Source organism: Pelomonas cellulosilytica, from assembly GCF_021353265.1.
Taxonomy (GTDB): Bacteria; Pseudomonadota; Gammaproteobacteria; order Burkholderiales; family Burkholderiaceae_C; genus Pelomonas; species Pelomonas cellulosilytica.
The window spans coordinates 177,303-192,158 of record NZ_JAJTWU010000010.1 but is presented as its reverse complement, the minus strand read 5'-3'; the positions used below and the strand labels follow the sequence as shown (position 1 = coordinate 192,158).

Genomic DNA, 14,856 nt, shown 5'->3' with positions numbered 1-14,856 from the left:
CCTCAGCGCGGCGGGACCAGGCTGGCCTCCAGCCCGGCATCGGCGCGCAGCCGCTCGGCCGTCGCGCGGGCCTCATCGGCGCTCGGGAAAGGGCCGGCGCGCAGCCGGTGCAGGCCAGCTTCGCGGACGATGGTGAGCAGCGGCAGCAGCGTCAGGTCGGCCTCGGCCACACGCTGGCGCAGGCTTTCGGCGGCGTCCAGCTTGGCGAAGGCGCCGAACTGCAGCCAGGCGCCCGCCGCGGCAGCGACGGTGGCGGTGGTGTCCCGTTGCGGCGCCGCGGGCGGTGCGTCCGGCACGAAGACGGGCGCCGGCTCGGCGGGCCTGGGCCAGGTGCCGGCGCGGATCTCGGCGTAGGTGATGCGGCGCACCTCCACCGGCCCGGCGCCGCGCAGCAGGTCGAGCTTCAGCGCGGCGGTGTAGCTCAGGTCGATGATGCGGCCCTTGTGGAATGGGCCGCGGTCGTTGATGCGGACAATGACCTCTCGGCCGTTGGCCGGGTTTCTGACACGGGCGTAGCTGGGGATGGGCAGCGTCGCATGGGCCGCGGTCATCGCGTACATGTTGTAGACCTCGCCGCTGGCCGTGGGCCGGCCGTGGAACTTGCGGCCGTACCAGGTGGCAATGCCGCGGTCCACGTAGGCGCTGTCCGCGGTGATGGGCTCGTAGCGCTCGCCCAGCACTTCGTAGGGCTTGTTGGGCCCGCCGATGCGGATGGGCTCGATGCGCGGCACCGCGTCGGGCACCTGTGCCAGGTTGGCCGGCGGGTTGGGCAGCGGGCCGTCGCGGTCGGCGCTTCCGGTGGCGGCGGGCCGGGTCGCGCAGCCGCCAAGCGCGGCCAGCGCCAGCACCGCCATCAGCTGGCCAGTATGCTGCGCCCTCCGTCCCCATCGTGGATGCCATGCCATGAGCAACTTCGTCTTTCCTCCTGCCGAGATTCCCAGTGCTGCCGTGCGCGGTACGGACGCCCGTTACGCGGTGCGCCGCATCTTCTGCGTCGGCCGCAACTATGCCGATCATGCCCGCGAGATGGGTGCCGACCCGACGCGCGAGCCGCCGTTCTATTTCACGAAGCCGGCCACCGCGTTGACGCCTTCCGGCTCGACGGTGCCTTACCCGACCCAGACCAGCAACTACCACTACGAGATGGAGCTGGTGTTGGCGCTGGGTGCGCCTGTGTTCAAGGTGACGCCCGAGGCCGCCAAAGCGGCGATCTGGGGCTATGCCGCGGGCCTGGACATGACCCGCCGCGATCTGCAGGCCGCGGCCAAGGCCGCCGGCAAGCCCTGGGACACGGCCAAGGGCTTCGACCAGTCCGCCATCCTCGGCGACATTGCGCGTGCGGCCGATGTGGGCGTGCTGGACAAGGGCGCCATCACGTTGGCCGTTAACGGCGTGGAGAAGCAGCGCGGCGATCTGGCCGACATGATCTGGAGCGCCGCCGAGATCGTCTCCAACCTGTCGCAGCTGTACCGGCTGCACCCGGGCGATCTGATCTACACCGGCACGCCGGCCGGTGTGGGCGCCGTGGTGGCGGGCGACGTGATCACCGGCCGCATCGAAGGCCTGGGCGACATCTCGTTGACGATCGGGCCGGCCGAGTGATGTTTGCGCAGGAGACGCTCGAAGAGGCCCGCGCCCGCAACATCCGCGACGCGCTGGCTGAGGACATTGGCCGCTGCGACTGGACCGCCCAGCTCGTGCCCGCGGGCCGGCGCGTGGCGGCCCAGGTACGGGTGCGCGAAGCGGCGGTGCTGTGCGGGCGCGACTGGTTCGACGGCGTGTTCGCCGCGCTGGATGCGACCGTCCGAATCGACTGGCTCTACGACGAAGGCGCGGCGATGGCGGCAGACAGCATCGTCTGCCGCATCGAGGCCGATGGCCGGCTGCTGCTGTCGGCCGAACGGCCTGCGCTGAACTTCCTGCAGCTGCTCTCCGCCACGGCCACCATCACGCGCGCCCACGTGGATGCGGTGGCCGGCGCCAGCCCCAACCCGCGCGGCTGTGCCATCCTCGACACGCGCAAGACCCTCCCCGGCCTGCGCCTGGCGCAAAAGTACGCGGTGCGCGTCGGCGGCGGGCAGAACCAGCGGCTGGCGCTCTACGCGGGCATCCTCATCAAGGAGAACCACATCGCGGCGGCCGGCGGCGTCGGCCACGCGCTGCGCGCGGCGCAGGCCTTGAACGCCGGCGTGGACATCCAGATCGAAGTCGAGACCATCGCCCAACTGCGTGAGGCGCTGGACGCCGGCGCGGTCAGCGTGCTGCTGGACAACTTCACCGAGCCGCTGATGCGCGAGGCCGTGGCCGTGAACGCCGGGCGTGCGCTGCTGGAGGTGTCGGGCGGCGTCGCGCTGGAGCAGCTGCGCTGGATCGCAGCGACCGGCGTCGACCGCATCTCCATCGGCCGGCTGACGAAGGACGTCAAGGCGGTGGACTACTCGATGCGTGTGCTCGGTCCCGTCTGAGCCTCTGACGCGTCCCGGTCCTACACGAGGGAGCCGGGCCGCGCCCTAAATTTCGTTCCGGGCGCAGACCCCACGTTTGCTCTCCCTGGATACATCAGCGTGTTGTGCGGCTGATGTCGCCTTCAGCCCAGTGCGTTGAAGATGCCAGGGACGCGCGTTGGGCTCTGTGCCCTTCTTGCGTTCCGACTGCAATCCGAGCGCCGGCCGCCCGAAGTCGGCCCGTCAGGCGAGGGGCTCAAGCATCAAACCAGGGCTCGTTCGGCAACTCGTCGAACACGCGACGCAGCCCCGCGCTCCAGCCATCGCGCAGCGCCAGGAAGTACGGATCGTCGCGGCCGATGCGGTGTGGCGGCTTCATTGCCATCTCGAACTGGTTGGCGCGCAGCATTAGCATGTCGATCGGGAGGCCGACCGACAGGTTGGAGCGGATCGTCGAGTCGAAGCTGACGAGCGTGCACTTGGCCGCCTCGTCCAGCGGCGTGGTGTCGTAGTCGATGACGCGGTCGATGATGGGCTTGCCGTACTTGCTCTCGCCGATCTGGAAGTAAGGCGTGTCTTCCGTCGCCTCGATGAAGTTGCCCTGCGGGTAGACGTGGAACAGCCGCGGCCCCTCGCCCTTGATCTGGCCGCCGAGCAGGAAGTTGGCGCCGAAGTCGACGTTGTTGCTACGCCGGTCCAGCGGGTCGGTGTCGCGGTCGATGACCTCGCGCACCGTGCGGCCGAGCAGCACGGCGGCGTCGTAGAGACTCGGCAGGTTGAGCAGGTGCTCGCCGTCGCCCTTCAGTCGCTGGTTCAGCAGGGAGATGACGGACTGCGTCGTTGCCAGGTTGCCCGCGGTCAGCACGACGATCTCGCGCTGGTGCGGGATCTGGAACTGGTGCATCTTGCGGAAGCTGGCGATGTGGTCGACGCCGGCATTCGTGCGGGTGTCGGAGGCGAACAGCAGGCCGGCGCGCAGGCGCATCGCGACGCAGTAGGTCATGGCGGCAGGGGCTTGGAGGACGACCGGACCATTATGGCCAGCGCCCAGCCGCCGTGCGTTTCAATGCGAATCGCGTGCGACGACCGGGCCCGAGCTGCCCACCAGCACATCCATGTCCGCGCCGAGGTGCGCCTGCTGGACATGGTCGACGTAGAGCTTGACATAACCCCGCGTTGCCACGGCCTCTGGCGGCGCCCAGGCGGCGCGGCGGCGGGCCAGCTCGTCGTCGCTGACGAGCAGCTGCAGCCGGCGTCCCGGCACGTCCAGCTCGATGAGGTCACCGTCCTGCACCAGTGCCAGTGTGCCGCCGGCGGCCGACTCCGGCGCGACGTGCAGCACGACGGTGCCGTAGGCTGTGCCGCTCATGCGGCCGTCGGAGATGCGCACCATGTCCGTCACGCCTTCGGCGACGAGCTTGCGCGGCAGGTCCACGTTGCCGACCTCCGGCATGCCGGGGTAGCCGCGCGGCCCTACGCCCTGCAGCACGATGACGCTGTCGGCGGTGATGGCGAGTTCCGGCGTGTCAATGCGCGCGTGGTAGTCCTCCATGCTACTGAATACGACGGCCGGACCGCGGTGCTTCAGCAGCGCCGGCGTGGCCGCCGACGGCTTGATGACGGCGCCCTGCTCGCACAGGTTGCCGTGCAGCACCGCGATGCCGGCCGCCGGCTGCAGCGGCTCGGCCAACGGGCGGATGACGGTCGTGTCGTAGCAGGTCGCGGCGCGGTAGTTTTCGTCCAGCGTCTTGCCGTTGACCGTCAGCACGCCGCGATGCAGCAAGTCGCTGAGCTCCTTCATGACGACGGACAGGCCGCCGGCGTAGAAGAAGTCCTCCATCAGCCGCTGGCCTGAGGGCTTCAGGTTGACGAGCAACGGCACCTGGCTGCCGTGGCGGTCGAAGTCCTCGAGCGCAAGCGGCACGCCGATGCGGCCGGCAATCGCGAGCAGGTGCAGGATGAGGTTGGTGGAGCCGCCGACGGCCGCGTTCACGACGATGGCGTTCTCGAAGGCCTGGCGCGTTAACACCTTCGCCGGCGTCAGGTCCTCGTTGACCATCTCGACGATGCGCCGGCCGCTCAGTTGCGCCATCAGCTTCTTGCGCGAGTCGGCGGCCGGGATGGACGCCATGCCCGGCAGCGTCATGCCCAGCGCCTCGGCCATGACAGCCATCGTGGACGCCGTGCCCATGGTGTTGCAGTGGCCGGCGCTGCGGCTGCCGCAGACCTCGGCCTCGGTCAGGTCGGCGTCGTTGAACTCGCCGCTGTCCAGCTTGGCCTTGACCTGCCAGTTGAACGTGCCCGAGCCGATCTCGCCACCGCGGAACTTGCCATTGAGCATCGGCCCGCCCGAGACGACCAGCGTCGGCAGGCCCACGCTGCACGCGCCCATCATCAGCGACGGCGTGGTCTTGTCACAGCCTGTCATCAGCACGACGCCGTCCAGCGGGTTGGCTCGGATGGACTCCTCGACGTCCATGCTCGCCAGGTTGCGGAACAGCATGGTCGTCGGCTTCATGATGGTCTCGCCGAGCGACATGACCGGGAACTCGAACGGCACGCCGCCCGCCTCCAGGACGCCGCGCTTGACGTTTTCGGCGAGGTCGCGCAGGTGGCCGTTGCACGGCGTCAACTCGCTCCAGGTGTTGCAGATGCCGATGACCGGCTTGCCGGTGAACCAGTCGTTCGGGTAGCCCTGGTTGCGCAGCCACGAGCGGTGCACGAATCCCATCTTGTCGTGCCCGCCAAACCACTCCTGGCTGCGCAGCTTCTTCTTCCCGTCCGTCATCACAAGTCTCCTGTCCGAGACGCTATGGTAGCGCTATCCCGATGCGCTGGTGGCGCAGGGCTCGGCCACGGCCGGCAAGCAACCCAGGCCCTGCAGTGACGCCTCGACGGCCTCGTCCAGCGGCGTGTGCGGTTCATGGCCCAGAGTCGCGACGAGTCGTGCGTTGTCCAGCTGCACCGGTTGCTGCCACAGGTAGCGCATCTCGCGCATCTCGCGGAACGTCGCGACAAACGGCGATGCCACGTCGAACAGCCACCACGGCAGTGGTGCGATGCGCGGCGTGCGGCCGGTGCGTCGCGCGACGACGCGTTGGATGGCCTCGGCCATCTGGCGGCCGTCGGCATCCCAGTGCCCGGCCAGGTGGAAGCTTGCGAAGGCCGGCAGCGTGTCGCGCCGCTCCAGCAGCGCGAGCATGGTGCGGGCGACATCGGGCAGGTAGGCCCATTGATGGCCCACGCCGGCCGCGGCGGGATTGCGGAGCGTGGCGACCGGCCGGCCCGGCCGCAGCAGCGCCTGCGAGAACCAGTTGTTGCCGGCCCGCGGCCCAAAGAAGTCCCCGGCCCGCACGATGAGCACGCGCAGCCCGACGTCGCTGGCCTCACGCAGCGTCTTCTCCATCGCCGCGCGGATCGCGCCCTTGCGCGTGGCAGGGTGCTGCGGCGCGTCTTCCCGCAGCAGCGGGAATGCGTCCGGTCCGAAGTTGTAGACGGTGCCGGGCAACACCAGCGTGGCGCGCTGCGCGGTCGCCGCGGCGATGCTGTTCGCCAGCATCGGCAGCACGAGGCGGTCCCAGTCGCGGTAGCCGGGCGGGTTGACCGCATGCACGATGACGCCGCAGCCTTCTGCTGCGGCCCGTACATCCGCCGCGTTCATCGCGTCGCCGCGGCGCCAGTCGATGTTTTCGCGCGTCTCCCGTGCCACCGCGAGCCCGCGCTTGAGGGCCACCACGCGCCAGCCGGCGGCCCGCATCTGCCGCGCCACCTCGCCGCCGATCCCGCCGCTCGCGCCCAACACCAGCGCCGTCCTGTCCTTGCCTGTCATCGCTGCTCTCCAGCCGTTGTCGATGGAACGGATTCTGGGAACCGGCGGGCGCAAAAGGAATTGTCGAAGATCGGCGATCAGCTATACATTTATGCATGGCCTCCACGATCCCTTGGGAGTTGCTGCGGACGCTGCTGGGAGTGTTGCGGGAAGGCTCTCTGTCGGGCGCCGCGCGAGCGCTGGGCTTGACGCAGCCCACCGTCGGCCGCCACATCGTCGCGCTTGAGGCGGCGCTGGCGCGACCGCTGTTCACTCGCTCCTCCACCGGCCTGCGGCCGACCGAGGCAGCACTGGCCTTGCGCGGGCATGCCGAGCAGATGGAGGCCGCCGCCGCGGCGCTCCAACGCGCGGCCACCAGCGGCGATGAGGACGAACTGCGAGGCACCGTGCGCGTGACGACCAGTGAGGTCATGGGCGTGGAGGTACTGCCCGGTGTGCTGGCGGACCTGCGCGAGCGCCACCCCGGCCTCGTCGTGGAACTCGCGCTGAGCAACCAACTGCAGGACCTGCTGCGCCGCGAGGCCGACATCGCCGTGCGCATGACGCCGCCCGAGCAGGGCCAGCTCATCGCGCGGCGCATCGGCAGCATCGAGGTGGGCCTGCACGCCCATCCGGACTACCTCGCGCGTCACGGCATGCCGGCCTCCATGGCGGCGCTGTCCCGGCACACGCTGATCGGCTTTGACACGCTGACCCCGTTCATCCGCGCCAGGTCGCGTCAGCTCGGTGGCATCACGCGCGACAGCTTCTCGCTGCGTTGCGATTCAGACCTCGCCCAGCTCGCGCTCATCCGCGCCGGCGCGGGCATCGGCGCCTGCCAGGTGCCGCTGGCGCACCGCACGCCAGCGCTGGAGCGGTTGTTCGCCGATGCCTTCGCGTGGCCGATGGACACCTGGGTCGCCATGCACGAAGACTTGCGCCACAGCGCGCCGTGCCGGGCGGTCTTCGACGCGCTGGTACAGGCGCTGACGCGATACGTCGGCGCCTGAAGCGGCGATCTCAGCGGATTGGGCTGGACGGCGGCGCTGAGGCCGGGCCGGAAGCCGCCGGGAACGCCGGGGTGGACGACGCTGGCGAGGCGGGCGGCGAGGGGGGTGTCGGGGCCTGAGCTGTGGCGGCCTGCGCGACGGGCAACTCGCGCTGGCATGCGGCAAGCGTTGCGGCGCCGGCGACGGCCAGCGCTACCCACGCGAGACGCCACCGAAGGGGGCACGCCTTCATGGCTTACTTCTTTGGCGCCACACTCAACGCCTGGGCCATCTCGAGGTGGTGCCGCAGGCCCGGCAGCGTCTTCTCGGCCCAGGCCTTCACTTCGGCGTCCTTGGCGTTCTTGGCGGCGTCCTCGAATAGCTTGATCGTGTCCTCGTGCGCCTTCACCCCGAAGTGCTTGGCATAGCGTTCGTCGAACTTGTCGTTGTCGCCGGTGTCGATGAGCTTGAGCTCAGCCTTCTGCGTCATCGACGGACCGTCGGGCAGCTTGACCTTCTTCGACGCGGCCAGCGCCTTCAGCTCGTCGGCCACCTTGGTGTGGTCCGTCACCATCGCGTCGGCGAACGACTTCACGTCGGCGCTCTTCGCCTTCGTGGACGCCAGCTTGCTGGCCTCGATCTCGGCGGCGCCGGCATGGGCCGCCTCCTTCATGAACGAGGCGTCGGAACGGGCGTGCGCATGGCCGGCGAACACTGCGGCGGCGACGAGCACGGTTAGGCTCATGAATCGTTGAGGGGTGCGCATGGCAGGGCTCCTAGCAGGTGGCGGGACGATCCGCCGCTGCAAAAGGGCCGCGGCTGGACTAACGCCCAATCTAGGCGGTTGCTGCCGCGCTCGGCGTCGGCGGGCGCCGAGACTTTCGTAGGAGGACGTGATGCGGCGCCGTCATCGCGATCCGCTGTACTGCGTCCCTGTGAACGCGAACGACGGCGCGTTGGGTGAGCAGCACCTGCGGGACTTCCACCGGCGGCAGTCCTGGCTGCGCCTTCAAGCGAACGGGTCGTGACCGCCGCCGACGTCCATGAAACCACCCGCTCCACCGTCGAAAGAGGCGATAGACGTCATTCCGTAAGCATTGCCATGGACCCGCTGCACCGTTGTTCGCTCAAGCCAGTGGGAAGGCCTGGAACAAGGACGCCTGGAAGAAGCCCATGAAGGCTGCCGCTGCCGCGGCCGGCCTGCCAGCGGGGACGGTCCTGTACACCCTCCTGCATTCCACGATCACGGATCTAGTTGTCGGCGGCCTCGATCTTCTGACGGTCGCGCAGCTGAGTGGGACGTGCGTGGAAATGATCGAAAAGCACTACGGGCACCTGCGCGCGGATCATGCGGCGGAGGCGCTGGCGAAGCTCGCTCTTTAGGTTGACCAGGATCGGCCGTGTCGGTGTAGCCACCGTAACGGGCTTCGGAATAAAAATGTTCGCTTATTGACCGTTTGGCGAGAATCTTAGCGATATTTATATGCAGTGGTGCAGGCAACGACTTGACTTCAACATCCGGCTTAGCGGCCGATCTAAGTTAGTGTCGGAATAAAAAAATCCATAAAATACCCCTTAAATGGGAACTTCGCCATCCTTTATATTCCGCGAGCTGCTGCCGGATGTGCCGCGAGGTTCGCCCATGCCGACCACATGGCTACAGGCGCGTGGGCTGACTGCCAAGCAGGTGTCAAGGCTTGCTCAAGATGGCTGGCTTGAGCGCCTCGGACATGGCGTCTACATCCTCCCAGGGGACCAGCTGGGCCGCGATGCCAGCTTGGCTCGCTTGGCGGACTCCATACCCGGTCTGCACGTCGGCGGAAAAACGGCGCTTGCCTGGCGAGGGGTGCGGCACAACCTCGCCGCCAAAGATCGACTGATCCTCTGGGGTGACAAGTCGGCATCGCTGCCGACCTGGTTCACATCGGTCTTCCCGGCGGACTACCAGGCGACCCATCTCTTTGATCCAGGGCTGCAAGCCGATGTTGGCTTGGCGGCCTTGCCTGGGGGGCGGTCTGACGTGCTTGTCTCCACGCCGGAACGGGCGCTGCTCGAACTGCTGAGCGATGTGGGCAAGGGACAGGAACTCGAAGAGACTCGTCACCTGGTCGAGAGCGCACGAGCGCTGCGCCTGCCCGTGCTGGAAGAACTCCTTGCCCATCTCAAACGGATCAAGGTCGCAAGGCTGGCTCACGCGCTGGCTGAGGAGCTGGGCCTGTCCTGGGCTGGTCTTGCGCGCAAGCACAGCGAGCGACTGGGCGGAGGCCGTCGCTGGGTTTCCACCACCAAGTCCGGCGAGCGGCTCAACCTGAAGCGGCCGACGTGAACGAGGCCTACGTTCGAACAGTCCAGCTCTTGCTGGACATCGAACCAGCGGTGTTTGAGACGCCTGTGTTCGTGATGAAGGGCGGCACGGCGCTCAACCTCTTGGTCCAGGACATGTCGCGCCTGCCCGCCCCAAAGTCAGCGCGGCACCTGCGGCGGCTTTGCCGCAGTCCGATCGTCTGCTTCCCTGAATTACCGCCCATGCCGAAGCTGTGGGGCTTCTACCTCCGGTTCCGTGGGCGGCACCAGCGCGCTACTCGGGTTATTGCAAAGCAGCCAGCGCCTGCCGTCTCTGCGGCTTAGATGCTCGATGGAAGGCCAAGATCATCTGCGCCATCTCGTCAGCATCGCAGTAGAGGAATGCCACCGGAACCTGAAGCACCTCTGCCAAGCGCATCGCAATCTGGAAGTCTGGGGCGTGAACGCCTTGCTCGTACCTGTTGATTCTGGTTGACGCCACGAACTCGTCCAGCCCTGCTTCGATACCCAACTGCTTCTGGCTCATGCCAAGCGCGAGCCTCGCCTCTTTCAGGCGCTTGCGCCAAACATCCGATGAGCCCTCATTTGTCGCAGACATGTTGCTACGAGAGTCGTAGCTTTCGTAGAATGCGACTACTACGAATTTCGTAGCTCGCGGTTGCTTAGGCCTGACCTCAAGAGGGTTCAGCTTGGCTTCGCACTGATCCGCATGGAGTGACCTATGTCCTACTTCTTCTGGGATTCCTCCGACTGGTTCGGCAGCGCACTCTGCTGCCGCTACACGGCTGTGCAGTTCGGCAAGCTCTGGCTTCCGATGCGGATCAAAGGTGCGTCCAGCGCCGCCGAATGGCACTGGGCGCTCGGCCTGTTCACCGATGGTCAGTTCCAGGTGTTGGGGGCCTGGCGTGACGAAGGCCCTGAGACGGCACAGCGCATCGCTGAGAACCTCCACGACCGCGGGTTGGAGAGGGTTCACGCGTTGGCCGCCGACGCCGGCGTTGCCGCCGCCATGAAGGCCCGGGACCCCAAGCTCTGCGAGCGAACCGTGGCCGAGCTTCGCGAGTCCGGCGCCATCAGCCATCGCATGCGGCAGGCCATCCGCTGGACGGATGCCGCCGCGAAGCGCCTGCAGGACCGCATGTCGCGTGCGGCGAAGAAGTGCGGCCCGTTCGCTGAGCACTCCGCGGCAGCCGACTTCCTCGCGCTGACGTTCCAGCGCGCGGACCGGGACCTGCTGGCCGACTACTGGGAGCGCGCCAAGCCGGCGCCGTATGGCGTCAGCTCTGCGCCCCGCGTCCTGGTCCGAGCGGCCTGACTGCCATGTCGGCCGGGCTCATGAAGAACTGGCAGGACGTCTTCGCGAGGGTCCGCGGCGCTTTGCAACGTCGTGGGCAGACCGAGCACGAGGCCGAGGACCTGGTGCAGGAGGCATGGCTGCGCCTGGTCCGCTACGAGGACGAGCGGCAACCCGTCGACCAGCCTGAGGCGTTTCTGATGCGGGCGGCGCTGAACCTGTCCATCGACGTTCATCGCACGGCCGTGGGACGTGGCGAGCATGTCCTGCTGGAGGACGTGCTGCTGATCGACACCACCCCGTCCATAGAAGCTGTGGTGCTGGCCAGAGAGCGCATGGCGCGCCTGACGCTCGGGGTGGGCCGGTTGACCGAGCGGACGCGAGAAATCTTCATCGCGAACCGTATCGATGGCCTGACTCCTGCTGAGATCGCCGATCGCTACGGCATCGGCGTCGCGACCGTGCACCAACACCTTGCCAAGGCGACACTGCGGCTGACGGAGTGGATGGAAGGCTGGTAGCCGTGCAACCGTTAGATGCCTCCGGCAGACAGGGGGCAAGCGACAAGCCGCTCGTGACGCGCGAGATCTTGGCCGAGGCCTCCGTGTGGGTCACCCGGCTGCATAGTCATAGTCGGTCGCGGGCGATGGAGCGCGAATGCCTGGCGTGGCAGGCCCAGTCGGCGGCGCACCGCCTGGCCTTCGAGCGCTGCACGGACACCTGGCAGGAAGTGGGCGGCCTGACTCGAGCACAGATCCAGGCAGCCGTGAGCGATCCGCCACACCGTGCGGGCTCATGGGGCAGTCGCGCTGGGCACGCGGCACTGGCGCTCACGACCCTGTGCCTCGCCGTGGTGTTTGCCGTGATCCTCTGGCCGGGTGACACGTACAGCACCGGCGTCGGTGAGCAGCGGGTGATCGTTCTGGCCGACGGTAGCCGCATGACGCTGAACACGTCGACCGAGACTCGGGTCAGGCTGACCGACTCGCAGCGGAGCGTGACGGTCAAACACGGCGAAGCGCTGTTTGAGGTCGCCAAGGACGCCGGCCGGCCATTCGTCGTCAGCGTGACAGACTCCGAGGTTGTCGCCACGGGAACAGCCTTCCTGGTTCGATCCACGCCCCCCGGGGAGTCGGCGGGTGAAGCGTTCAACGTGACGCTCATCGAGGGGCAAGTGATCGTGAAACGCGCAGGAGGCGCCATGCAGAGCGCGACCGACGCTCCTGTGGTCATGGCGCCGGGCGAGCGCCTGCGCGTGGGCCATTCGGCCGGCACGCTGCGCCAGGGAGCAGAACAAGCCCGCGTGGACCGCCCCCAGCTTGACCGGCTGCTCGCGTGGCAGCGAGGCTTCGCCATCCTGGACGACACCCCGCTGCCGGACGCCATCGCCGACATGAACCGCTACAGCAAGGTGCAGATCGCGCTCGCTGATTCCACGGCGTTGCGGTCTCTGCGCATCAGCGGGTCCTATCGGACCGGTGACAACGAAGGCTTCGCGCACGCCGTGGCAAGACTGCATGGTTTGGTCGTCACACCGCGTGAGGGTGGGCTGGAGCTGAGCGCCAGTCCCGCGGACGCTGCCTCCATCCGCAATTGAGTTGAAACGGATCGTTAGCGGGCTGGGACCGTGCGAGACACCGTGGTTCGTCGCGGGATGTACGGGGTGCATTGATGCCCCGAAGTGCAACAGCGCGTCCGGCTATCAGCGTCTCACCAACTACCAAGCACTACGTCAAGAAAAACTAGTCTTTCCACGGCGCGATAGCACTGGCCGGCGGTTGCGCCGTACGTCAGCGACGCTCTGCTTTGCGGTCGATGGTCGATCTTGTCGGGCGTCCGACAACGAAGCCCGCCGGCACCGTGCCGGGCGTCAGCGTCTCGATCAACATGGGAGACATCTTGTTCAACCCAGACCTAGTCGCTTCACTTGGACCGTTCGGTCCACGGCTTGCCCTTTACCTGAAGGTCGTTTTTGCCGACCCGCGTGGCATGAACCTGCGCAACGAGTTCGCGCACGGGTTGATGGATGAGGACGAGGTCAATGAGGGCGCCGTGCTGTGGGTCATCCATAGCCTGCTGGTCATCGCGCTTTGGCAAAAGCCAGATGGCGCGTGATGGCGGGCTCCACTATCAGACTGGGCTCTCCGGGAAGAGGGCTCTCGCGGGCCACGGCTGCCTCGGGATGCTTCAGTAAGCCTGCACCGAGGGATGGCTCTGACGAGAAACTGTGAAAGGTTGGGGCCGTCCAGCGCACTGGCCTCGAAAGCGTTCCTCTTTGATACAGCCTGGTTGCATCACCATTTTGGACAAAAACCTTTCTTTCTGTCCATAATGGTGAACGTTTCGCCAATTCCGGCCGAACCAATGCCCAGCAAACCTCCCGTCATATTCCCCCAGGAGCAGCGCATGCTCGCTGCGCTGGGTGAGCGCGTGCGTCTTGCCCGATTACGCCGGAAGCTGACGACCATCACGGTGGCGCAGCGAGCAGGCATTTCCCGCACCTCGTTGTACAACGTCGAAGCTGGAGATCCCGGTGCAACGCTGGGCACGTATCTGCGAGTGCTTGCTGTCCTCGGCTTAGACAAGGATATCGACACGGTGGCAGCCGACGATCAGGTCGGGAGGAAGCTACAGGATCTCCGGATGGATTCCCCGCCGAAGGCCGGACGTGCTGCAGCGGCCATCAAGCGTGAGAGCGCGAAATGAGCGGATCGGATCTGGAGGTCTGGCTCGATAGCGACCTGGACGAAATGCGTCGCGTCGGCACGCTGTCCCATGACCGGGGTCAGGTTCGCTTCAGCTACGACAAGGCGTGGATCAAGGACGCGAAGGCTTTCATGCTCGATCCGGACCTTTCTCTGGATGAACAACCCTTCTTCCCGAAGCCAGAGGCCGGGAACTTCGGCATCTTCCTGGACTCGTCGCCGGACCGATGGGGCCAGACGCTGATGAAGAGGCGCGAGGCGCTTCAGGCAAAAGATGCCGATCAGAAACCTCGAACGCTGCACGCATGGGACTTCCTCATCGGTGTCCAGGACTTCACACGGCAGGGCGCGCTGCGGTTCCGAATGGAAGGCACCGAAGAATTTCTCGGCGACGAGAAGATGGCAGCGCCACCAGTGACGAGCCTGCGCGAGCTGGAGTCCGTCGCCACGCTTCTGACGAGCAAACGCATCGACGACCTGGACGCACTGCGCCGCTGGCTCGCGGTGCTCGTAGCGCCAGGTGCCTCGTTGGGAGGGGCCCGGCCCAAGGCAAACTTCTCGGAGCAGGATGGCGCGCTGTGGATCGGCAAGTTCCCGTCACGCGACGATGACCGCGACATCGGCGCCTGGGAAGCGGTGGTCCACAAGATGGCCGACAAGGCTGGAATCGATGTCCCGCCCGCCAAGGTGGTCCAACTGAACAACGAGTTCCACACCTTCTGCGTCCAAAGATTTGATCGCACTGAAGGCAAGCGACGCTTCTATGCCTCCGCCATGACGCTGCTGCGTCGAGACCAGAGCGAGGGCGTCAGCTACCTGGAATTGGCCCAGTTCCTGAGGACGTCCGGAGATCCGGCGCACGTGGCCAGCGACCTGCAACAACTCTTTCGCCGCGTCGCTTTCAACGTCGCGGTCGGCAATCGCGACGATCACCTCCGAAACCATGGCTTCCTGCTCGGCAAGGACGGCTGGCGGCTTTCGCCTGCTTTCGACGTCAATCCAAACATCGACAAGGCCGAGCACGTGCTGAACATTGACGACTCGGACAACCGACCGAATCTGGCCACGGTGCTGACGACGGCCGAGTTCTATGGCCTTACGACGGACCGCGGTGCTGCCATTGTTGAGGACGTGGCCAGCGCGGTCGACGGGTGGGCAGATCTTGCACGGAAGGCAGGGATCTCGGGCGCAGACATCGCGGTCACTGCGGCCGCGTTTTCAGCGCATCGAGAGTACCGCGAGAACGCCGCGACTACGCCCGTCATTCTCGGGCCGGCAGCGCCCAAATCGCGTCGACCGCGTGCCAGGTGAG

17 protein-coding genes are annotated in these 14,856 nt (G+C 66.9%); 11 read left to right on the top strand and 6 right to left on the bottom strand.

Annotated features, from left to right (window positions below; translation table 11 throughout):
* Positions 1-2: 2 nt before the first annotated feature.
* Positions 3-905 (bottom strand): septal ring lytic transglycosylase RlpA family protein, encoded by a 903-nt coding sequence (locus tag LXT13_RS23600; RefSeq protein ID WP_233374766.1) that lies wholly within the window; start codon positions 903-905, stop codon positions 3-5.
* On the opposite strand from LXT13_RS23600, the gene LXT13_RS23595 reads away from it, so the two are divergent.
* Positions 904-1,602 carry a fumarylacetoacetate hydrolase family protein gene (locus tag LXT13_RS23595; RefSeq protein WP_233374765.1) on the top strand — a complete coding sequence of 233 codons (699 nt, stop codon included), beginning with the start codon at positions 904-906 and terminating at the stop codon, positions 1,600-1,602. The genes LXT13_RS23600 and LXT13_RS23595 overlap by 2 nt on opposite strands.
* On the top strand, positions 1,602-2,465 hold the full coding sequence (nadC, locus tag LXT13_RS23590) for a carboxylating nicotinate-nucleotide diphosphorylase (RefSeq protein WP_233374764.1): 864 nt from the start codon (positions 1,602-1,604) through the stop codon (positions 2,463-2,465). Before LXT13_RS23595 ends, nadC begins: the two co-directional genes overlap by 1 nt.
* Before the next feature lie 235 nt (positions 2,466-2,700).
* Here nadC and LXT13_RS23585 read toward each other — a convergent pair whose 3' ends face one another.
* Genes LXT13_RS23585 through LXT13_RS23575 form a run of 3 tightly spaced genes read right to left on the bottom strand, consistent with a single transcriptional unit; the run spans position 2,701 to position 6,273 of the window.
* Positions 2,701-3,447, bottom strand: coding sequence for a proteasome-type protease (locus LXT13_RS23585; protein ID WP_233374763.1), 747 nt, complete (start codon positions 3,445-3,447; stop codon positions 2,701-2,703).
* 60 nt (positions 3,448-3,507) lie between these two features.
* Entirely contained in the window at positions 3,508-5,232 is a 1,725-nt protein-coding gene (locus LXT13_RS23580) for an IlvD/Edd family dehydratase (protein WP_233374762.1), read from the bottom strand.
* 33 nt (positions 5,233-5,265) lie between these two features.
* Positions 5,266-6,273, bottom strand: coding sequence for an NAD-dependent epimerase/dehydratase family protein (locus LXT13_RS23575; RefSeq protein ID WP_233374761.1), 1,008 nt, complete (start codon positions 6,271-6,273; stop codon positions 5,266-5,268).
* A gap of 95 nt (positions 6,274-6,368) precedes the next feature.
* Here LXT13_RS23575 and LXT13_RS23570 point away from each other — a divergent pair, with 95 nt between their 5' ends.
* Positions 6,369-7,262, top strand: a complete 894-nt coding sequence (locus tag LXT13_RS23570) for a LysR family transcriptional regulator (protein ID WP_233374760.1) — start codon at positions 6,369-6,371, stop codon at positions 7,260-7,262.
* 235 nt (positions 7,263-7,497) lie between these two features.
* On the opposite strand, the gene LXT13_RS23565 is transcribed toward LXT13_RS23570, so the two are convergent.
* Complete coding sequence (locus LXT13_RS23565; RefSeq protein WP_233374759.1) at positions 7,498-8,007, bottom strand: DUF4142 domain-containing protein; 510 nt, start codon at positions 8,005-8,007, stop codon at positions 7,498-7,500.
* Positions 8,008-8,360: 353 nt separating this feature from the next.
* Between LXT13_RS23565 and LXT13_RS23560 the strand changes: the two genes are divergently transcribed.
* Both LXT13_RS23560 and LXT13_RS23555 read left to right on the top strand, forming a co-directional pair.
* Entirely contained in the window at positions 8,361-8,624 is a 264-nt protein-coding gene (locus tag LXT13_RS23560) for a hypothetical protein (protein ID WP_233374758.1), read from the top strand.
* A gap of 196 nt (positions 8,625-8,820) precedes the next feature.
* Positions 8,821-9,567 (top strand): type IV toxin-antitoxin system AbiEi family antitoxin domain-containing protein, encoded by a 747-nt coding sequence (locus LXT13_RS23555; protein WP_255719689.1) that lies wholly within the window; start codon positions 8,821-8,823, stop codon positions 9,565-9,567.
* A 261-nt stretch (positions 9,568-9,828) separates the two neighbouring features.
* Here LXT13_RS23555 and LXT13_RS23545 read toward each other — a convergent pair whose 3' ends face one another.
* Positions 9,829-10,143 carry a helix-turn-helix domain-containing protein gene (locus tag LXT13_RS23545; protein WP_233374756.1) on the bottom strand — a complete coding sequence of 105 codons (315 nt, stop codon included), beginning with the start codon at positions 10,141-10,143 and terminating at the stop codon, positions 9,829-9,831.
* A 123-nt stretch (positions 10,144-10,266) separates the two neighbouring features.
* Here LXT13_RS23545 and LXT13_RS23540 point away from each other — a divergent pair, with 123 nt between their 5' ends.
* The 6 genes from LXT13_RS23540 to LXT13_RS23515 all read left to right on the top strand — a co-directional run bounded on the left by LXT13_RS23540 (position 10,267) and on the right by LXT13_RS23515 (position 14,855).
* Complete coding sequence (locus tag LXT13_RS23540) at positions 10,267-10,860, top strand: hypothetical protein (RefSeq protein WP_233374755.1); 594 nt, start codon at positions 10,267-10,269, stop codon at positions 10,858-10,860.
* Between the two features lie 5 nt (positions 10,861-10,865).
* Positions 10,866-11,360, top strand: a complete 495-nt coding sequence (locus LXT13_RS23535; RefSeq protein ID WP_233374754.1) for an RNA polymerase sigma factor — start codon at positions 10,866-10,868, stop codon at positions 11,358-11,360.
* Between the two features lie 53 nt (positions 11,361-11,413).
* The gene (locus LXT13_RS23530) at positions 11,414-12,436 is read left to right on the top strand and encodes a FecR family protein (protein WP_233374753.1); all 1,023 of its coding nucleotides are present in this window, start codon (positions 11,414-11,416) and stop codon (positions 12,434-12,436) included.
* Between the two features lie 218 nt (positions 12,437-12,654).
* A complete protein-coding gene (locus LXT13_RS23525) occupies positions 12,655-12,954 on the top strand; it encodes a DUF4209 domain-containing protein (protein ID WP_233374752.1) in 300 nt (99 codons plus the stop codon).
* A gap of 291 nt (positions 12,955-13,245) precedes the next feature.
* Entirely contained in the window at positions 13,246-13,545 is a 300-nt protein-coding gene (locus tag LXT13_RS23520) for a helix-turn-helix transcriptional regulator (protein ID WP_233374751.1), read from the top strand.
* On the top strand, positions 13,542-14,855 hold the full coding sequence (locus LXT13_RS23515; protein WP_233374750.1) for a type II toxin-antitoxin system HipA family toxin: 1,314 nt from the start codon (positions 13,542-13,544) through the stop codon (positions 14,853-14,855). The genes LXT13_RS23520 and LXT13_RS23515 overlap by 4 nt, the downstream gene beginning before the upstream one ends.
* Position 14,856 lies beyond the last annotated feature (1 nt).